Here is a 22,463-nt window from a genome sequence, read left to right on the forward strand (position 1 = left end):
CCTCCTTACCGTTCCCTCCCGCCGCCGGGGACTATTCCCGTCTCACTTCTGCCAGCGGGCCATGAACAGCGCCATGTCTTTGGACAGAAAATCGAGCAAGCTGATCACTTTCCCGTAATCCATCCGCGTCGGTCCCAAAATGCCGATCGTGCCCAGCGACTGGCCGTCGTACGAATAGGATGCCGTAATCAGGCTGCATTGGTTGATCGCCTCGACGACGTTCTCCGTTCCGATCCGCACCTGGATGCCCTCGGGAACGGACTGGAACAGTTGCATGAGCTTGGGCGTCTCCTCCAACATGTCCAGGATGTTTTTGACTTTATCGACGTCCTTGAATTCCGGCTGGGTCAAGATGTTCGTCGCCCCGCTCAGGAACACCTTCGGCTCCGTCTTCTCGGCCAGCGTATTCTCCAACACCTGAAGAAGCTGCTCGCAGCGGTCGACGAACCGGCTCAGCTCCCGGCCCACCTCGTTATGAAGCACCGACTTGATCTTGATGAACGGAACGTCGGCAAGCTTGTCGTTCAGCAGGTTGACGATCTTCTGCACGTCGTCCATTCCGATCCCTTCCGGGAGCGTGACCGTGCGGTGCTCGACATGCCCCGTGCTGGTGACGATAATGGCGACGGCCGACGATTCGTTCAGCGGCACCAATTGGAAATGCTTCAGCGTCGTGCTGAACGTCTCCGGACCGAGAACGATGGAAGTGTAGTTCGTCAATTGCGACAGAATGGTCGCGGCATGAGACACGACTTCTTCCCAAAGGTTCATCTTCTCGGCGAAAAATCCCCGGATCTTGAGTACGTCCTGCTCGCCGACGCCGCCGAGGCGGATCAGGTGGTCCACGTAATAGCGATAGCCTTTAATGGAAGGGATGCGACCGGCGGACGTATGCGGCTGCTCCAGCAGCCCCAGCTCTTCCAGATCGGCCATCTCGTTGCGGATGGTGGCCGGGCTGTAAATGACGTCGCCGCGCTTCGAGATGCTGCGCGATCCGACCGGCTCCGCGGAACGGATATAGTCGTCGACAATGGCGGTCAGAATCATCCTTTGACGTTCGCTCAGCATTCCCTGATCCCTCCTTCGCTGTCGTCGTTAGCACTCAATATAAGCGAGTGCTAATCGTTACTACAAAAATACCAAACCGTTCCGGTCGTTGTCAAGAACGATCCGGCCGATTTGGCCTTAAGCCCATATGTGTCCGTATGACGGAGGGAGCGTCTATGACAGAATCTTCACCACGGCGATCTCGTCGCAGCGGTCCTGCTTGCTGCAGTTGACGCAGTCCGTCCACACCTTCTCGGGGAAAATCTCTTTGTCCACGACCTGAAAGCCGTTCTTGACGAAAAACGAAACGGCGTACGTCAGCGCCATCACTTTGGGCACGTTCAGCTTGCGGGCTTCGGCGATGAGGGCGTCCACGATCAGCGTGCCGAGCCCCCTTCCCTTGTAGCCTTCCGCCATGCCGAGCGAACGAATCTCGACGAGGTCCGAGCCTAGCCGGAAAAGCGAACCGCAACCGATCAGCTTGCCCGCTTCCTCGGCCACGATGAACGAGTCCAAATGGCGCAGCAGCGCCTCTTTGGATCTCGGCAGCATAATGCCCTGCTCGGCATAGCCCCGAATCAAGTCGTACAGCGCGTCTACGTCCTCGGGCAGCGCCTTGCGGCAAGTGATCGTCATGTTCATTGCAGGTCCCTTCTTTCCGGCTCGCCGTAAAATGAATGATGTGTATAAATATACAACAATGCGAATGAAAGCTCAATACCGAAATGGGCGGCAAATCGTAAATATTTCGCGCTCGGCTTCTCTATGAATTCGCTAATCGCTTCTTTCTATATAATTGGGCTCGAATGCTTGCCCAGGGATTGACAGCCGTCCGGCTTCGCAGTAGTATTTCAGCATACTACTAAAATTCGCGGGGGACCGTGCGACTATCGACGGCGAACGGGGTGAATCTTGGTGTCCGACATGATCGAACGCCTCAAAAAACTCGGCTTGTCCGAGCTCGAAGCCAAGTGTTATCTGGAACTGCACGGGCAAGCGAGAATGACCGGCTACGAAGTCGCCAAGCGGGTCTCGGTATCGCGCACGAACGTCTATGCCGCCCTTCGGTCGCTGACGGACAAGGGATTATGCCGCACGATCGAGGGCGACCCGGTGCTCTACGGCGCCGTTCCGATCGAGCAAGTGATCGGCTATCTGCGCTCCGACTTCGAGCAGAACGCCGACGTTCTCGTGAGCGAGCTGAAGGCTCCGCTTCGCGAACCGGCCTTCTTTAATTGGCAGGGAGAAGACAAGCTGCGCATGGCCGTCTTGCGGCTAATCGCCAATGCCGAATCGAGCGTGCTCGTGGACATCTGGTCGGAAGACGTTCCGATCGTCGAGAGCGCGCTGGCTGAAGCCGAGAGACGCGGCGTCGACGTCCGGGTCGTGACGCTCGGGCCGTCGAACTCCCGCCTGAGCAACGTATTCGTCCATAAACGAATGGAATGGCCCGAAGGAGGCAACCGGAACTTCTCCATTCTATGCGACGAACGCTTCGCGCTGATCGGCTCGTTCGGCGATGCGGTCAAGGCGGCCGCGCTGGAGACGGATCATCCGTCCATCGCCTACATGCTGGTAAACGCCTATTATCACGACATGATCATGATGGAGGTGGAGAAAGACTTCGGCGCCCGCCTGACGGAAGCGTACGGAGAGCATTACGACGCGCTGACCGAGCGATTCCGCATCCGGCGCGCCTTATCGTAGAGAGAGAAGCTAAAGACGCGAGAGGAGAATACCGTATGTCCAAAACCGCCTCAGCCGCGGTTCCCGCAGCCGTCACCGTGTTTCCCGTGCTGTTCGCCATCAGCGTCGTTCACCTGTTGAACGATACGATGCAGTCGACCGTGTCCGCGCTGTTCCCGATCCTGCGCGAATCCCAGCATCTCAGCTTCGGCCAGATCGGCTTGATCGCGTTCGTCATGAACATGACGGCGTCCCTGCTGCAGCCGCTGGTCGGCCTCTATTCCGACGTGAAGCCTCGGCCTTATATTTTGCCGCTCGGGGTATGTTTCACCCTGATCGGCGTATTCTCGCTGGCGCTTGCGCCGAACTTCGCGACGGTGCTGCTGTCCGTCGTTTCGCTGGGCATCGGATCGGCCGTTTTCCATCCGGAATCGTCGCGCGTCGCTTATCTGGCCGCGGGCAACAACCGGGGACTCGCCCAATCGATTTTTCAGGTCGGCGGCAATATCGGCTCGTCGCTCGGCCCGATCATGACGGCGCTGATCTTCGTGAAAATCGGCCAGCACGGCGTCATGTGGTTCGTGATCGCGGCCGTGCTCGGCATTCTGATCCAGTTTTTCGTCGCCCGGTGGTACGCGGGCAGCAGCTCGGCGCCCCGTTCCGGCGCCCGCCGGCAAACGGCGACGATCGATACGGCGGACCGGCTGCCGAGGCGGACGCTCACGCTCGCGCTGACGATCCTCGTGCTGCTCGTGTTCTCCAAGCACGTGTACATTTCGAGCATTACAAGCTTCTACTCCTTCTACCTGATCGACGATTACGGCGTCTCGGTAGACGGCGCGCAGTGGTACTTGTTCGCGTTCCTCGCCGCCTCGGCGGTCGGCACGTTCTTCGGCGGCCCGCTGGCGGACCGCTTCGGACGCCGCAGCATCATCTGGCTGTCGATCCTCGGCACGGCGCCGTTCTCGCTGCTGCTGCCTTACGCCAACCTGTTCTGGTCGGGCGTCCTGGTCGTCTGCGCGGGCTTCGTGCTATCCTCCGCTTTCTCGATCATCGTCGTCTACGCGCAGGAATTGCTGCCCGGCAAAGTCGGCCTCGTCTCCGGCCTGTTCTTCGGCCTGGCGTTCGGCCTCGGCGGGCTCGGCTCGGCCTTGCTCGGCACGATCGCCGACGCGACGAGCATCGCCTTCATCATGAAGCTGTGCGCCTTCTTGCCGCTTATCGGCTTGTTCGCGATCCTGCTGCCAAAGGATCGCAGGCTGCGGAATGCCGCGGCGTAAACGACGGAATACAGCGAAAACGGGCGTCGCCTCGAAGGGATCGCCCGTTTTTTTTCAAGAAATGAAGTAGTGTTCTTGTTCGAGATCCGGGATCAATGCGGGATGCGCCGGCCGCCATCCCAGTCGTTCCTGGGTCCGTGCGCTCGACATCGGGTTGTCGGACGACGTAAAGGCGCCGAGGAAGCCGAAGTGGGCTTCTGCCTCTTCACGGGCAATGCCGATCACCGGCAAGTTCAGGCGGCGACCGATGACGCCGGCGATGTCGCGGAACGGCACGCCTTCTTCGCCGACCCCGTGCAGCCGGGAGCCGGCCGTTGCGGATTCGAGGGCGAGACGGTACAGACGCGCCGCATCAAGGCGATGAACGGCCGGCCAGCGGTTGGACCCGTCGCCGATGTAGGCGGAGACGCCCTTTTCGCGAGCAATGCCGATCAGCATCGAGACGAAGCCATGATCGCCCGGGCCGTGCACGGACGGCGCGAGACGGACGACCGAGGATCGCACCCCGCGCTCCGCCAGCGCGATCGCCGCGTTCTCCGCCGCGCCCCGGGGCACGGCGTCGTCGACAGCGACCTCCTCCGTCCCGAGAAAGCCAAGCGGGGTCGACCAAGCGACCAACAAGGTCCCCGAGGTGAACACGAACGGCTTGTCCGAGCCCTCAAGCGCCGCACCTAACGTCTCGACGGCGCGCAGGTCGGCTGCCACTGCGCCGGGGAAGTCCGAGAAGTCGGTCTTGAAACCCAAGTGAATGACTCCGTCTGCCGCGACAGCGCCCTTATGCAGGCTGTCGAGGTCGTCGAGCGCTCCGCGGTGCGCCTCCGCCCCGACTGCCGCCAGCGACTCGGCAGCCTTGTCCGAACGGGCAAGACCGATTACCCGATGCCCTGCGTCGATGAGTTCGCGGACGACGGCGGAACCGATGAAGCCCGTCGCTCCCGTGACAAAAACACGCATAATGAAGTCCTCCTAAAGCTGCCTAGCAGCAGATCTGCTTGATCCGACGGCGGTACGCATCATCGATCGGCCACCGCCGGCCCCAAGGATAAACTCATTATAGTTTTCGTCTCGTCCGGATAGATGCCTGTTCCTCGCCGCTTCTTGCCCGATCCTCCGGAACCGAAGCATCCTGCCCTCCGACACAAACGGCTCAGTCCCGAATTGGCGTTCGATGGCGCCATTCGGCGACGTCTCTGCTTGGCGGGCTTCCGAAAAAGCGGCTGTAATCCCTGCTAAATTGAGAGGCGCTCACATACCCCACCAGCCGGCATGCGGTTGTCGCATCCATGGAGTCGGAAATCATCAGACGCCTTGCTTCATGAAGACGCAACGCTTTTTGATATTGCAGCGGGCTCATCGAAGTGACGGACTTAAAATGCTCATGAAACGCGGACGGGCTCATATGTACCAGCTCGGCCAAGTCGGCCACCTTCATCTGGAGGGAAAAGTTGTCGCGCAGCCAATCAATCGCCTTTACAACCCTCTGCATGCCCGAATCCGCCAAACAAATTTCCGCGACGTACGCGCCGATGGGGCTGCGCAGGATTCGTATCAAAATCTCGTCCATCGCGAGCGGGGCGAGCCATTCAGCGTCGCCGGGATCGGAGAGACATTCTACTAATCTCGTCACGGCTTTGACCATGCCCAAGTCGGCGCTCATGACGTAACCCGCGCTCCGGTTCCGTACGGCAGGCAGGCCCCGGGGATACACTTTCCGTACCAGCTCGGCCATCCTTTGCGGGTCGAGGTTCAGCTTAACGTTCAGAAAGGGGTCGGAAGGGCTGGCATGCGCGGTCTTCGCGGCGATCGGAAGGGCGACGGGGAGGATGAGCATATGCGACCGGTCGTACCGATAAACCTCCTGCCCCACCGTGACGACCTTTGCCCCTTGCGCGGCGACTAACAGAGAAGGAATGTCGAAGGTTCTTACGTAGTTCATGTTTACTCGCGAATAGCGGCCGACGTGCAAACCGGGGAAGAGCTGGCTAAAGGTACCGTCATGCGGAGTAAGGGTTCGGATCAGACGGGCCAGACGGGCCGTCTCGGCATCGAGCGATTCGTCGGCGTTGCCTGACGCCGTTGGAAGCGAAGGGTCATCCGGCATCTTCATCGTTACGAGAGCAACTCCATTTCATGTTGATCAAATCCGATCCGCTCTATTTACGCCAGAAAAGCCCCGAATACCTCGTTGCCGAGCGGAACGCCGAGCTCGGTCAGCCGGTAGCCGGCCTCGTCGCCGGCTCCGAACTTTTCCAGCAATCCTTGGCGGCACAGCTTCTCGAATACCGGCCCGAAAACCGTCTCCGCCTCGGAGCCGCCGAATTGCCTCCGGAAGTTAGCGAGCCGGATGCCATCCAGCAGCCGAAGGCCGACCATCATGAAGTCTTCCATCGCTTCTTGCGCCGGCACTTCGCTCGTCTCCTTGCGCGGCAAGCCGAGCGCCGCGGCGTCGATGTAGGCCTGCACGCCCTTGACGTTGAGGTGCCGCCGCCCGAGCGCGTAACCGTGGGCGCCGGCGCCAAGGCCGTAATACGGTTCATTGTGCCAATACGTCGAGTTATGCCGGCTCTCGAAGCCGGGCTTCGCGAAATTGCTGATCTCGTACTGCCGATAGCCGGCTCCGCCGAGCTTCTCCCGCAGATGCTGGAACATCGCCACTTCGACGTCCTCTTCCGGCAGCGGAAGCTCCCCCCGCTCGTAAAGGCGGTGGAATAAGGTGTTCTCCTCCACCTTGAGGCTGTACAGCGAATAATGCGGGAGATCGAGCTCGAGCGCCTTCTCCACGCTGTCCGCCAGCTGCTCCAGCGTCTGGCGCGGCAGACCGAACATCAGGTCGATCGACAAATTTGCGAAGCCCGCCGCCCGCGCGTGGGCGATGCTGTTCACGACATCGCGCGCCTCGTGGATCCGGCCGATCGCCGCAAGCAGCTTGTCGTCAAACGACTGGGCGCCGAAGCTGATCCGGTTGACGCCGCCGGCCCGCATCGCTTCCAGCTTGGCGGGGTCCGTCGTCCCCGGATTCGCCTCCATCGTAAACTCCGCGTCCCCCGCCACCGGGAAGTGCCGGGCGACCGCCTCCAGGAACCGCTTCATTTGCTGCGGATTCAGCACGGTCGGCGTGCCGCCGCCGACGAATACCTTGCGGATCGTCTCCGGCGGCAGCTCGCGCACGGTCCGCTCCATCTCCCGCTCCAGCGCGTCCAAGTATGCGTCCACCGGCTGTCCTTCCACGACATAGGAATTGAAGTCGCAGTAGAAGCATTTGTTCGTGCAGAACGGAATGTGAATATATAGCGCGCGCGGGGTCCACGCATGCAGGGGAACGGCCCGTGTCCGGCCGCCCGGTTCCGAGATGATCGTATCGGACATGATTTGCTGCCCCTCCTTGCTTGCGCAGACGCCCGTTCGCGCGCCTCCGAACCAGGGACGGTCCGGGGCGCCGACGGGCGCCTTGCGGTTATTCGTCGATTTTCAGAACGGCCATGAACGCTTCCTGCGGAACCTCCACGTTGCCGACCTGCTTCATCCGCTTCTTGCCTTCCTTTTGCTTCTCCAGCAGCTTCCGCTTCCGCGAGATATCGCCGCCGTAGCACTTCGCCAGCACGTTTTTGCGCATCGCCTTGATCGTCTCGCGGGAGATGATCTTCTGCCCGACGGCGGCCTGGATCGGCACCTCGAACATCTGCCGGGGAATCAGATCCTTCAGCTTCTCGCAGATGACGCGCCCGCGCTGGTAGGCCCGCTCGCGGTGCACGATGAACGACAGGGCGTCGACCTGCTCGCCGTTGAGCAGAATGTCCATCTTGACCAGGTTGGACTGGCGGTAGCCGGACAGCTCGTAATCGAACGAGGCGTAGCCTTTGGTGCCGGACTTCAATTGGTCGAAAAAGTCGTATACGATCTCGGCCAGCGGAATGTCGTACTTCAGCGTCACGCGGTTGGCGTCCAGGTACTGCATGTCGATGAACTCGCCGCGTTTGCCCTGGCACAGCTCCATGATCGCGCCGACGTAATCCTTGGGCACGATGATCGACGCTTTGACGTACGGCTCTTCGACGAATTCGAGCTTGCCGGCTTCCGGATACTCGGACGGGTTCGAGATGTCGAGCCGCTGCCCGTTCGTCAGCGTCACCTTGTAAATAACGCTCGGCGCCGTCGTGATGAGCGGGATGTTGAACTCGCGCTCGATCCGCTCCTGGATGATCTCCATGTGCAGCATGCCGAGAAAACCGCAGCGGAAGCCGAAGCCGAGCGCCTGGGACGTCTCCGGCTCGAAACGCAGCGAAGCGTCGTTCAGCTCCAGCTTCTCCAGCGCGTCGCGCAGGTCGTTGTAGTCCGACGAATCGATCGGGTACAGGCCGCAGAACACCATCGGGTTGATCCGGCGGTAGCCCGGCAGCGCCGTCGCGGTCGAATGCTTGGCGTTCGTGATCGTGTCCCCGACGCGCGTGTCCTTGACGTTCTTGATGGACGCGGTGACGAAGCCGACGTCGCCCGGCCCGAGCTCGTCGACGACGGTCGCGCGCGGCTTGAACGTGCCGACCTCGACGACGTCAAACGTCGCGCCCGTCGCCATGAACTTGATCGGCGTGCCGGCGCGGATGGAACCGTCGATGACGCGGATGTAGCAGACGACTCCTTTATAGGCGTCATAGTGGGAATCGAAGATAAGCGCCTTGAGCGGCGCGTCGATATCGCCCTGCGGAGCCGCAATCTTATGAACGACCTGCTCCAAAATTTCCTTGATGCCGATGCCGTTCTTGGCCGAAGCCAAGACCGCTTCGCTCGCGTCGAGCCCGATGACGTCCTCGACTTCCTGCTTCACCCGTTCCGGCTCGGCGCTCGGCAGGTCGATCTTGTTGATGACCGGCAAAATTTCGAGATTGTTGTCGAGCGCCAGATAGACGTTGGCCAGCGTCTGCGCCTCGATGCCTTGGGCGGCGTCGACGATGAGCAGCGCTCCTTCGCAGGCCGCGAGGCTGCGCGACACCTCGTACGTAAAGTCGACGTGTCCCGGGGTGTCGATCAGATGGAGCGTGTACGTCTCGCCGTCGTCCGCTTTATATTGAAGGCGGACGGCCTGCAGCTTGATCGTGATGCCGCGCTCGCGCTCCAGGTCCATCGAGTCGAGTATCTGGTCCTGCATCTCCCGGGAAGTCAGCGTCCCCGTGTATTCCAGAATCCGGTCGGCCAGCGTCGATTTGCCGTGGTCGATATGGGCGATGATGCAAAAATTGCGTATATGGCTCTGTTTGCGTTGATTGTCTGCCATCTGTAATCCGTTACCTCCACCGAATCCTCGCTTCATGTGGCTATCCAATCTATTATAGCAATGGAGCGGCGCGCCAGCAATCGGCACTTCTCGGCGCGGCGCGCCGCCCCTTTGCCTTGACCGCGACTCGGCGTCTTAAGCCGTCAGGACTCGGGCGGCTTCTCGATAGAGAGCCCTTCCACGTGGCGCTTGCCCATCAGCTTGCGCTTTTTGCGGTCGGCTACCGTCTCGAAGACGATATCCAGATCGTAATCTTCCGGATACAGCTCCTTCCCCCGTAAAAACAGGCTGACCCGCTTGCGGTTGATTTTGATTTTCTCGCCGCGAACCTGGACGACCAGGTCGCCTCGTTCGTCCGGGAGCCGATAGACGATCCCTCGCGACCCCAAGCTCGGAATCCAGACGGCGTCGCCGACGCCCAGTTCAACCTTCTCGGCGGATTCCGCCGCCGAAGCCGGAGCGGCGGAGCGCTCGCGGCGATCGCCGGGCGAGGACGGAGCGGCCGCGCGGTACGCGCCGCCGGAGTCCGCGGAAGACGACGCCTCCGCGCCTCCGCCCGGCAAGTCCCCCGCTGCCGGGACCGGCGACAAGGGACGGCCGCTCCGCAGGCTCTCCGCGATCTCCTTGGCCCGGCCGACGACGTTCTCCCCGATCCCCAGCTTGCGGGCGATCACCAGGGCGTAGCTGCTGCCGGCCTCGCCCATGTCCAGCCGATACAGCGGGCGCAGCGTATCGAGATCGAACGCCATCCGGGCGTTGCGGAAGCCCGGCGTCGTCCGCGCATATTCTTTAATTTCATTGAAGTGGGTCGTCGCCAGCACGACCGATCCGCGACGGTGCAGTTCCTCCAGCACGGCGATCGACAAGCCGACTCCTTCCTCCGGGTCGGTTCCCGTCGCCAGCTCGTCAAGCAGCACGAGCGTGCTCCGGTCCGCGGCCGCCAGAATGTCGATCACGTTGCGCAAGTGCGCGGAGAACGTGCTCAGCGACCGGTCGAGGCTCTGATCGTCGCCGATGTCCGCTTCGACGGCGTGAAAGACCGACAGCCGGCTTCCTTCTCCGGCCGGCACGAGCAGCCCCGTCTGCGCCATCAGCGTCAGCAGGCCGACCGTCTTGATGGCGACCGTCTTGCCGCCCGTATTCGGGCCGGTGACGAGCAAGGTGCGGTACGCTCCGCCGACGCTGACGCCGAGGGGCATCGCCTTCCCGGGCAGGAACGGATGCCTTGCGTCCCGAAGCTCGATGACGCCGTCCTCGTTCCATTCGACCGGCCGGGCGTCCAGCGCGAGCGCCCATTTCGCCTTGGCGAACAGCAGGTCGTAGTGCCCGACCGTCTCGATATTGATCGAGAGCTCGCGGGCGCAGCCTTCCGCCTCCGCCGTCAGCCGGGCGAGCACCTGCAGCTCCTCCCGGCTCTCGTCCGCGCGGCAGGCGGACAGTTCCTGCTGGAGGCCGGCCGTCTCCAGCGGCTCGACGAACACCGTCTGGCCGCTGGCCGATTCGTCCAGCACCGTGCCGGGAATCCGGCGCCGCAGCTCCCTTTTGACCGGGAGCACGTACCGCCCGTTGCGCTGGCTGACCAGCCGCTCCTGCAGGCAGTCCGCATGCTTCGAGAGCAAACCGTCCAAGCGCCGGCGCAGCCTCTCTTCCGCCGCCCGCACCCGTTTGCGGATCTTGGCGAGCTCCGCGCTCGCCGAATCGAGAATCGTTCCCCGGTCGATGCTGTTCTCGATCGCCGCGAGCAATTCCCGCAGCTCATACAATGACGAGGCGTAGGAGGCGACCGTGGCCGCTTCCGCCGACTTCGCGCTCATATACCGCGCAAGCTGTCCGCAGCTGCGGATGAACCTCGCCAAATGTCCGAACTGCTGCTCGGACAAGACGTACCCGGTCCCGAGCAGCGCCATCGTCTCTTCCATTCCTTCCAGCGACGGGAGCGGCGTCTGCGCCCCTTTGGCCATCAGGCGGCGCGCCTCCTCCGTCTCCCGCTGGCGGGCGGCGATCGCCTCAACATTCGTCAGCGGGCGCAGCTCCCTCGCCAGCTTCTTGCCCGGATAAGTGACCGCGTAGCCTTCGACCGTCTCCAACGCGCGGACGTAATCCAATTTATTCCACGAAGCTTCTCTCATCGTTTTCGACCTCCAAATTGAGAATGAAAAAAGCCGCGGCGACGCCAAAATCGGCGAAGCGCGCGGCCTGCGGCGGCGAAAGGATCGGGGGCGCGAAAGCGGGCTTGCCGCCGCTTCTGCAGCAGCTGCGACAAGCCGTAGCCTTCGCTGAGAACGCAAAAAAACCGCGCCCGAGCGAGCGCGGTCTGGTCCCCGAAAGATTCGCCGATTCGGCGGGGCGGACTTTACCGGTTCTTCACTGGCCATTAGAGTGCCGCATCTCTCCGTGCGCAAACAGACCGAACCATCCGGCCCCATGCGAAAGAAGACGATAACGGCGTATCCAATTGATCAGTTCAGAACCAAGACCAACATGAAAATTTCCCCTTAAACCGAAGTTATTTATATTTTATCCCGGAAGGGATTCGGAAGTCAATGACGCCCGCGCCCGTACTTCATGATTCCTCGTCCAGCTTGCGCCTGAGCAGCGCCGGATCCGTCAGTCGGATCTGGCGGCTGCGGATCGCGATCAACCCTTCGTCCTGCAGCTCCTGCAAAATTTTGGACACCGTCTCCCTCACCGCCCCGACCATGTCCGCGAGCTGCTGGTGCGTGAGCCTCGGAACGATCGCATCCGGATAGGCAGGGTCGTCGGCGGATCGGCGCTCGTGCAGTTGAAGAAGCTGCTTCATCATCCGGGCCCGCACGCTCAGAAACGTCAAATCGTATATTTTCTGATTCGCGTCGGTCAGCCGATCCATCATATTCATCAGCAGATGATGAACGAAGGCTCGTTCCTGCTCGACCAGCCCGCGGAAGTCGTTCTTGCTGAGCGCATACAGCCGCGTCTGCGTAAGCGTCTCCGCCGTCGCGGACCGGCCCGCCTTCTCGCAGATGAGCGCGATCTCTCCGAACAGTTCTCCCTCCCGGAGGATGCTGAACACGACCTTCTTCGTCTTGTTCAAGGTCGACACCATGACGGAGCCCGAGACGATGAAGTATACTTCTTCTCCCTTCGCGCCTTCCAGGAAAATCAGCGTTCCCTTGCGGTACGCTTTCTCCGTCATGCGGGAAGCGACGCGGACAAGCAGATCTTCGTCCATGTTCCGAAAAAAAGGAAAAGCGGCCCTCAGCCTGGCGATCGATACGGTCATGCCGGACGCCCCCTTCCGCCGTCCCGCCTAGCGGGCATCCAGCACTTCTTCGATCATGAAGGTCGTATACTCCATCAGATCGAACTTCGTGCCGAATTGCTTCAAGCGAACGATCGGACGGCAGGAATGTCCACGGTTCTGCTCGCAGACGGTAGCGACCAGTCCCCCGGTCAGACGCACCGTCGTTCCGTCCGGATACGGCTGGAACGCTTGAATAAATGCCCGAACGACGTCGTAGTCGTAAGAGGAGTCGATCTTGGACATGACGAAGTCGACCCCGTCGCCGGGCAGACGGCACTCCTGTCCGTCGTTCATGAAACGGTCGAATTCGCTGCACAAGCCGACGATCTGCGCGGCCTCGGACAATTGGCTGCCGGAGATTCGGCCGGGGTAACCGGCCCCGTCCAGCCGTTCGTGGTGCTGCAGCACGATCGCAAGCGATTCGGGCGGAAAATCGGGAATCTTCCTGAGCAGCTCGTAGCCGACTTGGGGGTGCTGGGTAAAAAAGCTGCCGTCGTGAGGAAGCGCGAGACCGATGTCGTGAAGCAGGCTGCCGAGCGCGACGTCGTGAATTTGACTTTCGTTATAACCCAGCGCCCTGGCCGTCATCATCGCGAGCAGGTTGACGTTCAGGCTGTGGGCAACCAGTTCGGAGTCGATCCCCTTCAGATCTTCAAGGTAGACCGTCGCCTCTTCGTCGGAAGATACGGAATAGGCCACGTGATCGGCCCAGTCCATCAACGGCTCCACGGGAACGCCGCCGCCGGCCCGCAAGGACTCGAACGTTCGGTGCAGCAAATCTCTCGTCAGCTGGCGCAAGTCGCTTTTGTAATTCGCCTCTTCGGACGCATGCTTCTCCTGCTGATGAACGAATATGTACTGATGGCCTCGCTTTTTGATGCCTTCGATCAAATGGCTGTTCAGCTTGACGCCCTGCTGCAGCAGCAGCCTGCCTTCGGGATCGTACAAGCCTCTTCCGAGCAGATCGCCCTCTTCCAATCGGTCCACCGGGATCATTCGCATGGAATCTCTACACTCCCTGTCGCTGTCTCTCTCTCTATAATGAGAAAATAGTACCATAGATCCCGGTATCTTTTCTGTAACTAAAATCACAAAATTTTACGATTTTCGGGTCTTTCGACTCAAATATTCTGTCTATCCGCCTATTCTGTCGTTTTGCTGAACAGCTTGGAGATCAATTGGATCCCTTTCTTGGACACCGACTGAAGCAAATCGGCCGTTCCCCCGGCGATCCGGTCCACGACGGGTTTATGATCCAGGCGGGGAATGCGCGGATCGTCCGCGCCGCTCACCGAGATGCCGTCCGGTTCCTTTCCGTACCATCCCTGATCCGCATTGCCGGACGCGTCCGCGTTCGCCCCCGCCTTCCCCGTCTCCTTCTTGATGTCGTCCGCCTGTTGCTTCGCGGCGGTTGCCGCCGACGGATCGACCGGGCCGTACACGTTGGAGATGCCGCTGGAGGCAAGCTCCATGCCGAACATGACCGCGAACAGCAGAAGCGCTCCCGCGAGCAGCAGCTTGATTCCGTCCCGTGCCATTCTAACCGCCTCCTAGCTTTTATTCGATGCAGCCGTGCCGGAAGTATCGCTACCTCCGTTCGCCTTGATCGCATTCCCGTTCTCCCGGACGATGTCGGCGATCACCTTCGCCAGCACGTCCGCCGTCCGATCGCATTCCTCCAGCGTGTTGTCGACGCCTCCGATCTCGATCAGCACGCTGTCCGGAGATACCGATTGGTTGTATTCGCCGTTGCCGCTCGCCGCCGTTTTGCCCCAGATTCCTTTTGACAATCCGGGGTAATCCTTCTCCAGCACCTGGTGAATGGAATTCGCGAACGCCTCGTTCTCCGCCCAATCCGGATTGCGGTGGCCGATGATGAAGAACACCTGGGCGTAATCCTTGCCGTCGATCGTCGTCGTCGTATCTTTGCGGTGCAGCGAATCCCGATGGATGTCGAAAAAGAACTTCAGGCCCTTGTTCCGGGCCATCGCCTCTTGAACGGTTTGCAGCGAATATTTGTAGGAATAGTTCCAGTTGTAGTCCTTGACCGAAGAAGAGTAATCCGCATCGGAATGAAGGGCGCCGATGCCGAGCTTCGCAAGCTGATCGGTCAGCCGCTTGCCGACCAGGGTGATGTTCGTCTTGCTGTCGTTCGGATCCTTGATGCCGGCCTTCAGTTCCGGGAACCAAGATTCCCGGTTGTGAGAATGATAGACGAAGACGACGGGAGTCTCGGCCGAAGCGGGAGGCGGACTGGAGGATGAGCCTCCGCCCGGGTCTTGCGAAGCCGTTCCGCCGGACGTTCCTCCATCGGGCTTCTGAACGGGCGGCTTGTCCCCCGCCCCGTCTTGCGGACCGGCTCCGGCGCCATCCTTGCCGGCATCGGCACCTCCCGGGCCGCCGCCGCCCGACGCGTCCGCGCCTCTGGCGTCTCCATCCGAGCCGCTGCCCGCGTCGTCCGCTCCTGCGCTTCCGTCCCCGTCCGGACTGCGATCCTCCGGCGCCTCCCCGTCCCCTCCCGATCCGGGGCGGAGCAGGACCGCATCGTCCCCGTTCACGGCGGGCATCCCGATCTCCAGGAGGCTTTTCGGATCGTTCGGGTTCAGGTCGGTCATGAACCGGACGAGGAACGCCGCCATCTGCTCGCCGGAAAAAGGAGATTTCTCTACTTGCTTATCCATATGCGGCAATTCCATACTCAATAGAGAAGAAAAAAACGAATTCGATACAGAAGCGGCAAAACCCTTCATCGACTGGACGGGCGAAGGTGCCAAACGGGTTTGCAGCGCCCCTCCGACGCCGAGCAGGACGAACGCGATCATGGAACAGAAGCTGATGACCGCATAGGCTTTGCCGGTGGCCAGAAACGCCCTCGGCTTGTGCGGAGTCCGCCCGGAGCGGCGCAGGACGACGATACGTCTCATGATGTTCCTCCCTCACTTGCCGCGCGGAGAATTCTCTTATCTGTGCATCCGGCAGCTTTGGTAGATAGTGGAGTATATGAGAGAGGGAGATTTGATAGAACGGAAAAGAGAGATAGGAGGTTCATAGGTTCTGCTATAAATGGGAGATTTCGAAGCAAGGGCGGAAGGCTCATATCGAGCCGGCGGGTCTTCCTGAGCGTGGGGGATTTCGAAGCAAAGGCGGCCGGAGAGACGAAAGAGGCGTCCCGGCCGGATGCCGGAACGCCTCATGGCTTGACGCTTGTCAGGATGGTTCGCCGATCTTAATAGCCGAGATCCTTTTTGGCTTTGGCCCATTTGCCGTTCATATCGTCGAACGCTTTCTGGAGATCCTTGGCCGTGATCAGCTCTTGGTCGATCGCTCCCGTGCCGACCGCGAGCTCCGCCTTGTTCATGATCTCGTTGTACTTCGGATCGGTCGCTTCGCTCTCGATGTAGGTCGGGTTGAAGGAATTGAATTCGGCGAGCTGCGGGCTTTCCGGCTTCTCGGACTTGACGATCGGCATCATGCCGGAATCGGCTTGATACCCGGACTCCTTCACGAAGAAGTTGACGAAGGCTGTCGCCAGCTCTTTGTTTTTGCTGTCTTTGCTTACGCCCATGTAGTAGTCGCCGCCCAGCGGAGCGTTGTACTTGCCGCTGTTGTCGTACGGGAGCGGGAAGAAGCCGATGTCTTCCGACTTCGCGCCGGCGCCGACGATCTGCGGGATGACCCAGTTGCCGAGGAAGTACATTCCCGCCTTGCCGGCAGCGATCTCGCCCTTGGACATTTCCCAGTTGTTCGTGGACAGGTCCTTCTCGACCCAGCCCTTCTCGACGAAGGTGCGGGCGATGTTGATCAGCTTGCCCCACGGGCCGTCGACGGTAAACGGAGCGTCCGAAGCGAGCAGCGTGTCGGTCCACTTGGCGTTGCCGGCCACGTACCCGTAGGAGTTCTCGCCCCAGTTGGATACCGGCCATTGCGCGCCGTAGTTCATGTACAGCGGAGTGATGCCCGCGTCCTTCAGCTTCTGCGCGTCGGCGTACAGCTCGTCGAGCGTCGTCGGCACTTTGTCGATGCCCGCTTGCTTGAACGCTTGTTTGTTGTATACGATGCCTTGCGTATTCACGCCTGTCGTAATGCCGTAGCGCTTGCCGCCGGTGGCCCAGAAATCCGGGAAGTAGACGTCGTCGAACATGGAGTCCGGAAGCGGCTCGTAATACTTCGGAAGATCGGTCGACGCCAGGCCGGAATCGATCATGTTGACGTCGCCGGCTTCGCCCGTCGTGAGGCGAACCTTAATGTCCGTCGCATAGTTGGTCAACCCTTCGAATTCGATCTCCGCGTTCGGATATTTCTCTTTGAACTTGGCGGCGTAGCGATCCATCGTGCCGTCATTGACCAAGTCGGTGCGATGAGTCAGCACTTTGATCTTGCCGCTCAGGCTGGTGTCGGGAGCGCCGCCGGCCGATGCGGAAGGGGATGCGGCCGCGGATCCCGACGGCGATGCCGACGGAGAAGCGGACGGCGACGCTCCGTTATTGTTGTTATTGCCGCTGCCGCAAGCCGCCAGAACGGATGACAGCAAGAGCAGAGACAAGACGGTCAACGAACTTTTTTTCATCTTTTACTCAACCCCCAAGATAAGTTTGCGAATCGCTGGGATCGCTTACATTTCCTCATTATACGCTCCTGGGTGACAGAGAACAGGCAATTATTTTGTTTTTATGGTCATCATTTATGATAACAAATGGCTAAATTTAGTTTACAAAGTGTTTGCCGGAAGCAAGGGCCGGGAACGCAATCGGGTTCTTACAGCCCGGTTGCTTCTAATCGAGTCTCTCCAGCTTCTCCAGCCTTTCCAGCGCTTCGAAGCAGGCGCGGCTGTTATGATACGGGCACTTCCAGGCGCCGACCTTCGGGTGGGAGCCGCCCGCCGCGGGAACGCCTTCCCGCGTCACTCGCCAATGCCATTCGCCGCCCTCGCGGTCGCTGATGCGCAAAGTGATAAATGACCAGCAGTTCCGTGCCGCTTCGAGGTACTTCCGGTCGCCGGACAGCTGGCAAGCGTTCAGAAAGCCGACCATCGCTTCGGCCTGCGGCCACCAAATCTTGGAATCGTCGAGATGGCTGCCGTCGAACTCGTTGAACACGCCGCCGTCGTCGTCGACGCCTTGCTCCAGCGTCGCCTCCGCCATGCGCAGCGCGATCTTCTTCACGCGGGGTAGCAACGCCTCGTCGCCGAGAACCTCCGCCGCTTCCCAGAGCAGCCAGCTGCCTTCGATGTCGTGGCCGTACGAGACGTCGGCCGTCTTGGAATTCCACTCGTCGTCGAAAAACAGCCGGAAATGGCCCGCCGCCGGATCGACGATCTTATCCAGATGCACATCGATCAGTTCTTTGAGCTTCGCGCGCAGCCCTTCCGGCTTCCAAACCCGATACAGGTTCGTGTACGCTTCCAGCACGTGAAGATGGGTGTTCATAGACTTGCGTTCGTTCAGATCCTTGCCGCTCAGCGACAGATCGTCCGTCTCGGTCCAATCTCGGGCGAGCGCCTCCACGTACCCGAGATGAACCGGATCGTACGCGTGCTTCTCGAGCAGCCGGTAAATGTCCTCCGCCCAGGCCAGGGCGTCCGCCGCATCCGCCTCGGATGCGCGGGCGAATTCCGCCAGCGCGTAGATGACGAACGCCTGGCCGTACACCTGCTTCTTCGCCTGAACCGGACGGCCCTGAACGTCGATCATCCAATACAGCCCGCCGTGCTCCGGGTCCCGGAAACGGGCGTTCAGCGTCTCGTAGGCGCGCCTGGCCAGCTGCAAGTAAACCTCATCCCGCCGCCAGCGGTAAGCGGAAGCGAACGTCCATAGGATGCGGGCGTGAAGCACGAGCCCTTTGTCCGCTTCCGCCACTTTCTCGCCGTTGCCGCGGACTTCGCCGACGAACCCGAAATAAATGTCGTCGACCGTGTTTTTCTGCCAATAGCCCAAGATGTTGTCCTGCAGCTCGTTCGTCAACTTCTCCTGCCATCTCTCGCGCGTCAGTTCGCTCTTCACCGGAATTCCTCTCCTTTGTCGATAATGACTTGACCTCATCGTCAAGCTTGTTCCGCTGCCGCTCCGCCGCTCGTATAGTACCGCCGGACGACGTCCGCCGCCGATTTGCCGTACATGCAGTAATCGTCGTTCTCGGCCGCGCGGGACGCGTCGTAAAGCCGGGCCGGCCAGTCCCACAGGACGAAGCCGCGCATCCAGTCGCGCTTCGCGCAAGCCGCGAACATATCCTCGTAGTATCGCTTCTGCGCTTCCTCGGAAGGCGCTCCCGGCAGCGACCAGTCGTTCGGTCGCCGCGGCGAGTTTTCCCGGCTCGGACATCCGGCTTCCATGAAGAAAAACGGCTTATCTCGCCGGCGAACCACAGCTTCAATTCGGTCCAGATGCGCTTTCCACTCGCCGATCGGGTAATACCCGCTCGATGAGATGATGTCGACCGCGTCCCACCACTGCACGCGCCCCTCTTGGTACTTGTCGCAGTTGTACGTGATCAGCCCGCGATAGATCGGCCGCACCGAAGCGATGAGCTCGCGCCATTCGGCCTCGCGCTTGTCCGTCTGCACCATCTCGCAGCCGACGCACAGCATCTCGCAGTTTTCCTCCTCGGCGATCTTCGCATAGTGACGGATGAAATCGCCATAAGCCATAAGGAATTTCCGTCGATTGGGCCGTCGCCTGATAGTCGCCCAGCGCGATTCCCGCCCAGTTGACGCCCAGCTTCGCCATCTCTTCCATCGACCGTTCCGCTTCCGGACCGGTCCATGTCCCGCGAATCCCCGTCCGCCCCCAGGTCATGCCGTTCACTTTTTCCGTCCACGCCGCTTGATTCAAGGCGGTTCACTCCCCTCGTTTTCGTAAACTCATTTTATCATATTGTTATTTATTTGTTTCGTAAATAGGATAACAATCTACAGCATTAAAAAACTCTCCGCCGAAGTGACCGGGGAGAGCTTGTTGAATGGATTAGGAAAGCAGGAAAACCGCGGCCCTCAAGGGCAGGGAGCGGTCGATTGCCGCAGCACGAAATCGCCGGACAGCAGGATGCGTTCCTTCGGCCCGTCGGGATGGCGAATCCGCCACAAGAGCGTCTCCACCGCCCGTTGGCCGAGCGCTTCCTTGTTGACGTGAACCGTGCTCAGCGTCGGCTTCGCCAAAGCCGCATCGTCGATGTTGTCGAAGCCGGTGACCGAGACTTGGCCGGGCACGTCGATGCCGAGCCTCGCGAGCACCGTCATGACGCAGATCGCGATCGAATCGTTGGCGCACACAAGCGCCGTCGGCAGGCGGCGTTCTTCCGCCATCCGGCCCAGCACGGCATCGAGCGCTTCGGTCATCTCGGAGCGGTTCTCGCCTTCGAACGCCAGCAGCTCCGGCTCCTGCTCGAGCGGCGTCTCGTTCTCCTCCATCATCGAGCGAAAACCGAGCCAGCGGTCGTAAAAGCTTCGCGAGTAGCGGGTATTGCCGACGAACTGTATCCTGCGGTGGCCGTTGCCGAACAAGTAGTTCGTCACCCGCCGCATGCATTCGTAATTGTTCATGAACAGCGCATCCGAAGGAATGAGCGGATCTTCGTGATCCACCATCACGAACGGAATCCCCAGGTTTCGGATTTCAAGGAGCAGTTGGTTGGAGATCAGGCCGACGCCGACCAGGCCGAGCACCCCTTCGGGATTGATCAACTTCGCGAAATTGTCCGTAATATGCTCGGTCACGATCAGGATGCCGATCTGATGCTCTTCGAGGCCGGTCGTGATTCCGTCGATAATTCTTCCCCAATAAAAAGAGTGGCGGTTCTGGTAACGGACATTCGGAATCAGCACGATAATCGTATCCCGATCGGCCTTTCCCGCGGGCTCCGCCCCGGAACGGGCCGCGCCGACTTTCGCCCGCTTCTGGGCGAAATAGCCGAGCTGGGTCGCCGCGCCGATAATCCTCTCTCGCGTGTCGGCGCTGACGCCCGACTTGCCGGCAAGCGCTTTGGAAACGGCGAATTTCGACACGCCGACGTGGTCGGCGATCTGCTGCATGGTTACTTTCTTGGACAATCCGGCCCTCTCCTTCGCTAATCATGCGGTTCCGCTTGGATAACAATTGTTATTGTTATCATAACATACCGCAGTCGTTAGCGAAACGGCCGCCTAACCGGATTACTTGACCGCCCCGTTCGTGACGCCGGCGAAGATAAAGCGCTGCAGGAACAGGAAGATGACGATCGTCGGAATGAAGATAATCAGGATGCCCGCCGAGATGACGTTAAGCTGGGCCGCGTTCGGTCCGATGAACGAGTAGATCGCCGTCGACACGACGCGCAGCTTCTGGGCCGGCATATACAGGTAAGCCGTGTAGAAATCGTTGTAGATGTTGATCGTCTTCATGATGACGAGCGTAGCCGTCGCGGGAGCGAGGAGCGGGAAGATGACCGAGCGGTAAATGCGGAACAGCGACGCTCCTTCGATCATCGCGCTCTCGTCCAGGTCCTTCGGAATGCTGTTGATAAATTGCAGGTAGATAATGATCTGCAGCACGTCCGCTCCGAGGTAAAGCACGATCGGCGCCGCCAGGTGATTGTACAGGCCGAAAAACTTGACGACGCTGAACGTCGCGACCTGCGTCGTGATCATCGGAATGACCTGGGCGACGAGGTACATGCCCATGATCGGCTTTTTGAGCTTGAAGTCGAAGCGTCCGAGCGCGTAGGCCGTCATCGTCCCGATCAGAATGTTGCCCGCCACCGAAACGACGAGAATAATGCCGATGTTCCGGAAGCCGAGGCCCAGCTTGCCGACCTGCATCACCCGCTTGAAGTTGTCGAAGTCGAGCCAGTTATGCGGCAGCCGCATGCCCGATTGGTAATATTCGATCTGCGTCTTGAACGCGCCGATCACGACCGAGTAAACCGGGAAGAAGACGACGAACAGGCCGACCGCCAGCGTCGCGTATTTGAAGATCGTCCACGCCTTGTTTTCGCGCACCATCGGTTACTTCCCCTCCCGGAACAGCAGTTTGCGTTGGATCACGATGAACAGCAGCACGATGAGCAGCAGCACGACCGCCATCGCGGAGGCGAGTCCCGCCTGCTTGAACCGGAACGCCATGTCGACCGTCTTGCTGACGAACGTGGCCGTGCCGTTGGCGCCGAGCATCATGATGAACGGAATGTCGAACGCTTCGAGCGCTCCCGTCAGCGTCAGGATCATCATCAGCTCGATGACCGGGCGGATGCTCGGAAGCGTAATATAGCGGAACGCTTTCCAGCCGGAGGCGCCGTCGATCTTGGCGGCTTCGTACAGATCCGCTGGAATCGATTGAAGCGCGCCGATGAAGATGACCATGCTCAGGCCGAAGTATTTCCAGAGCGAGATGAATGCCAGCGAGAAGTTGACGAGATGGGGATTGCCGAGCCATTCCTGCTGCCAGGAAGGCAATCCGATCGCCTGCAGGAACAGGTTCAGCGAGCCGTATTCGGAATGGTACACGTTTTTGAACATGATGACGATGGCGACGCTGTGGAGCACGTAAGGAAGAAACAGCATGGCGCGGAACGCGTTGCGTCCTCTCAGCTTGCCCGTCAGAATGACGGCGAAATAGAGCGCGATCGCGGTCTGAACGAGGCCGCCGACGAAGTAGTACGCGTTCGTGCGGAAGACGGTGAAGATCTCCGGGCGGGTGAAGATCTCCTTGTAGTTGGCGAAGCCGACCCAATGCATCTCCCAGCCGAGGCCGGTCCAGTCCGTGAAGCTGTAGTACAGGAGCGAAATGGCCGGATAGTACGAGAACGTAAGGGACAGCAGAACCGGGATCGTCAGAAATCCGAAAAGAATCAGGTACCGCTGCGTTTTGTAGCTGAAGTTGAACATAGACACCCCATCTTTCCAAAAAAGAAATCGCTTACAGCCATTATA

19 protein-coding genes and 1 pseudogene are annotated in these 22,463 nt (G+C 60.3%); 2 read left to right on the forward strand and 18 right to left on the reverse strand.

Annotation, left to right across the window (positions count from 1 at the left end; genetic code table 11):
- Positions 1-42 precede the first annotated feature (42 nt).
- Both hrcA and H7C18_RS02360 read right to left on the reverse strand, forming a co-directional pair.
- On the reverse strand, positions 43-1,068 hold the full coding sequence (gene hrcA, locus H7C18_RS02355; protein WP_185127399.1) for a heat-inducible transcriptional repressor HrcA: 1,026 nt from the start codon (positions 1,066-1,068) through the stop codon (positions 43-45).
- Between the two features lie 153 nt (positions 1,069-1,221).
- Positions 1,222-1,689 (reverse strand): N-acetyltransferase, encoded by a 468-nt coding sequence (locus tag H7C18_RS02360; protein ID WP_185127400.1) that lies wholly within the window; start codon positions 1,687-1,689, stop codon positions 1,222-1,224.
- Between the two features lie 282 nt (positions 1,690-1,971).
- Here H7C18_RS02360 and H7C18_RS02365 point away from each other — a divergent pair, with 282 nt between their 5' ends.
- Both H7C18_RS02365 and H7C18_RS02370 read left to right on the forward strand, forming a co-directional pair.
- Positions 1,972-2,754, forward strand: a complete 783-nt coding sequence (locus tag H7C18_RS02365; RefSeq protein ID WP_185127454.1) for a TrmB family transcriptional regulator — start codon at positions 1,972-1,974, stop codon at positions 2,752-2,754.
- Positions 2,755-2,789: 35 nt separating this feature from the next.
- Complete coding sequence (locus H7C18_RS02370; RefSeq protein WP_185127401.1) at positions 2,790-4,013, forward strand: MFS transporter; 1,224 nt, start codon at positions 2,790-2,792, stop codon at positions 4,011-4,013.
- 54 nt (positions 4,014-4,067) lie between these two features.
- Here H7C18_RS02370 and H7C18_RS02375 read toward each other — a convergent pair whose 3' ends face one another.
- From H7C18_RS02375 to H7C18_RS02445, 16 genes and pseudogenes are all read right to left on the reverse strand, one after another.
- Positions 4,068-4,967: an SDR family oxidoreductase gene (locus H7C18_RS02375; RefSeq protein WP_185127402.1), complete on the reverse strand. Its 900-nt coding sequence runs from the start codon at positions 4,965-4,967 to the stop codon at positions 4,068-4,070.
- Between the two features lie 193 nt (positions 4,968-5,160).
- Complete coding sequence (locus H7C18_RS02380) at positions 5,161-6,120, reverse strand: AraC family transcriptional regulator (protein ID WP_185127403.1); 960 nt, start codon at positions 6,118-6,120, stop codon at positions 5,161-5,163.
- Positions 6,121-6,170: 50 nt separating this feature from the next.
- Positions 6,171-7,379, reverse strand: a complete 1,209-nt coding sequence (hemW, locus tag H7C18_RS02385) for a radical SAM family heme chaperone HemW (protein ID WP_185127404.1) — start codon at positions 7,377-7,379, stop codon at positions 6,171-6,173.
- Positions 7,380-7,467: 88 nt separating this feature from the next.
- Positions 7,468-9,282 (reverse strand): translation elongation factor 4, encoded by a 1,815-nt coding sequence (gene lepA, locus H7C18_RS02390; RefSeq protein ID WP_185127405.1) that lies wholly within the window; start codon positions 9,280-9,282, stop codon positions 7,468-7,470.
- Between the two features lie 143 nt (positions 9,283-9,425).
- Positions 9,426-11,411 carry an endonuclease MutS2 gene (locus H7C18_RS02395; protein WP_185127406.1) on the reverse strand — a complete coding sequence of 662 codons (1,986 nt, stop codon included), beginning with the start codon at positions 11,409-11,411 and terminating at the stop codon, positions 9,426-9,428.
- A 434-nt stretch (positions 11,412-11,845) separates the two neighbouring features.
- Positions 11,846-12,544, reverse strand: coding sequence for a Crp/Fnr family transcriptional regulator (locus H7C18_RS02400; protein WP_185127407.1), 699 nt, complete (start codon positions 12,542-12,544; stop codon positions 11,846-11,848).
- 27 nt (positions 12,545-12,571) lie between these two features.
- Positions 12,572-13,567, reverse strand: a complete 996-nt coding sequence (locus tag H7C18_RS02405; RefSeq protein WP_185127408.1) for an HD-GYP domain-containing protein — start codon at positions 13,565-13,567, stop codon at positions 12,572-12,574.
- A gap of 140 nt (positions 13,568-13,707) precedes the next feature.
- A complete protein-coding gene (locus tag H7C18_RS02410; RefSeq protein WP_185127409.1) occupies positions 13,708-14,103 on the reverse strand; it encodes a DUF3679 domain-containing protein in 396 nt (131 codons plus the stop codon).
- Between the two features lie 12 nt (positions 14,104-14,115).
- The gene (locus H7C18_RS02415) at positions 14,116-15,489 is read right to left on the reverse strand and encodes a stage II sporulation protein P (protein ID WP_185127410.1); all 1,374 of its coding nucleotides are present in this window, start codon (positions 15,487-15,489) and stop codon (positions 14,116-14,118) included.
- 302 nt (positions 15,490-15,791) lie between these two features.
- Complete coding sequence (locus H7C18_RS02420; RefSeq protein ID WP_185127411.1) at positions 15,792-17,132, reverse strand: ABC transporter substrate-binding protein; 1,341 nt, start codon at positions 17,130-17,132, stop codon at positions 15,792-15,794.
- A 205-nt stretch (positions 17,133-17,337) separates the two neighbouring features.
- Positions 17,338-18,564: an AGE family epimerase/isomerase gene (locus H7C18_RS02425; RefSeq protein ID WP_337912750.1), complete on the reverse strand. Its 1,227-nt coding sequence runs from the start codon at positions 18,562-18,564 to the stop codon at positions 17,338-17,340.
- A 41-nt stretch (positions 18,565-18,605) separates the two neighbouring features.
- Positions 18,606-19,208 (reverse strand): glycoside hydrolase family 113, encoded by a 603-nt coding sequence (locus H7C18_RS02430; protein ID WP_420481827.1) that lies wholly within the window; start codon positions 19,206-19,208, stop codon positions 18,606-18,608.
- Between the two features lie 55 nt (positions 19,209-19,263).
- Positions 19,264-19,356: pseudogene (locus H7C18_RS35935) on the reverse strand (glycoside hydrolase family 113); the annotation flags it as partial.
- A gap of 194 nt (positions 19,357-19,550) precedes the next feature.
- On the reverse strand, positions 19,551-20,606 hold the full coding sequence (locus H7C18_RS02435; protein WP_185127413.1) for a LacI family DNA-binding transcriptional regulator: 1,056 nt from the start codon (positions 20,604-20,606) through the stop codon (positions 19,551-19,553).
- 102 nt (positions 20,607-20,708) lie between these two features.
- The gene (locus H7C18_RS02440) at positions 20,709-21,536 is read right to left on the reverse strand and encodes a carbohydrate ABC transporter permease (RefSeq protein ID WP_185127414.1); all 828 of its coding nucleotides are present in this window, start codon (positions 21,534-21,536) and stop codon (positions 20,709-20,711) included.
- A gap of 3 nt (positions 21,537-21,539) precedes the next feature.
- Positions 21,540-22,418 carry a carbohydrate ABC transporter permease gene (locus tag H7C18_RS02445; protein WP_185127415.1) on the reverse strand — a complete coding sequence of 293 codons (879 nt, stop codon included), beginning with the start codon at positions 22,416-22,418 and terminating at the stop codon, positions 21,540-21,542.
- Positions 22,419-22,463 lie beyond the last annotated feature (45 nt).

The organism is Cohnella zeiphila (assembly GCF_014212055.1).
GTDB lineage: Bacteria > Bacillota > Bacilli > Paenibacillales > Paenibacillaceae > Cohnella > Cohnella zeiphila.

Excerpts from the sequence above, each read along its gene's own strand:
- hrcA (WP_185127399.1), bottom strand. The coding sequence starts at position 1,068 with ATGCTGAGCGAACGTCAAAGGATGATTCTGACCGCCATTGTCGACGAC.
- H7C18_RS02360 (WP_185127400.1), bottom strand. The coding sequence starts at position 1,689 with ATGAACATGACGATCACTTGCCGCAAGGCGCTGCCCGAGGACGTAGAC.
- H7C18_RS02365 (WP_185127454.1), top strand. The coding sequence starts at position 1,972 with ATGATCGAACGCCTCAAAAAACTCGGCTTGTCCGAGCTCGAAGCCAAG.
- H7C18_RS02370 (WP_185127401.1), top strand. The coding sequence starts at position 2,790 with ATGTCCAAAACCGCCTCAGCCGCGGTTCCCGCAGCCGTCACCGTGTTT.
- H7C18_RS02375 (WP_185127402.1), bottom strand. The coding sequence starts at position 4,967 with ATGCGTGTTTTTGTCACGGGAGCGACGGGCTTCATCGGTTCCGCCGTC.
- H7C18_RS02380 (WP_185127403.1), bottom strand. The coding sequence starts at position 6,120 with ATGAAGATGCCGGATGACCCTTCGCTTCCAACGGCGTCAGGCAACGCC.
- hemW (WP_185127404.1), bottom strand. The coding sequence starts at position 7,379 with ATGTCCGATACGATCATCTCGGAACCGGGCGGCCGGACACGGGCCGTT.
- lepA (WP_185127405.1), bottom strand. The coding sequence starts at position 9,282 with ATGGCAGACAATCAACGCAAACAGAGCCATATACGCAATTTTTGCATC.
- H7C18_RS02395 (WP_185127406.1), bottom strand. The coding sequence starts at position 11,411 with ATGAGAGAAGCTTCGTGGAATAAATTGGATTACGTCCGCGCGTTGGAG.
- H7C18_RS02400 (WP_185127407.1), bottom strand. The coding sequence starts at position 12,544 with ATGACCGTATCGATCGCCAGGCTGAGGGCCGCTTTTCCTTTTTTTCGG.
- H7C18_RS02405 (WP_185127408.1), bottom strand. The coding sequence starts at position 13,567 with ATGCGAATGATCCCGGTGGACCGATTGGAAGAGGGCGATCTGCTCGGA.
- H7C18_RS02410 (WP_185127409.1), bottom strand. The coding sequence starts at position 14,103 with ATGGCACGGGACGGAATCAAGCTGCTGCTCGCGGGAGCGCTTCTGCTG.
- H7C18_RS02415 (WP_185127410.1), bottom strand. The coding sequence starts at position 15,489 with ATGAGACGTATCGTCGTCCTGCGCCGCTCCGGGCGGACTCCGCACAAG.
- H7C18_RS02420 (WP_185127411.1), bottom strand. The coding sequence starts at position 17,132 with ATGAAAAAAAGTTCGTTGACCGTCTTGTCTCTGCTCTTGCTGTCATCC.
- H7C18_RS02430 (WP_420481827.1), bottom strand. The coding sequence starts at position 19,208 with ATGGCTTATGGCGATTTCATCCGTCACTATGCGAAGATCGCCGAGGAG.
- H7C18_RS02440 (WP_185127414.1), bottom strand. The coding sequence starts at position 21,536 with ATGGTGCGCGAAAACAAGGCGTGGACGATCTTCAAATACGCGACGCTG.
- H7C18_RS02445 (WP_185127415.1), bottom strand. The coding sequence starts at position 22,418 with ATGTTCAACTTCAGCTACAAAACGCAGCGGTACCTGATTCTTTTCGGA.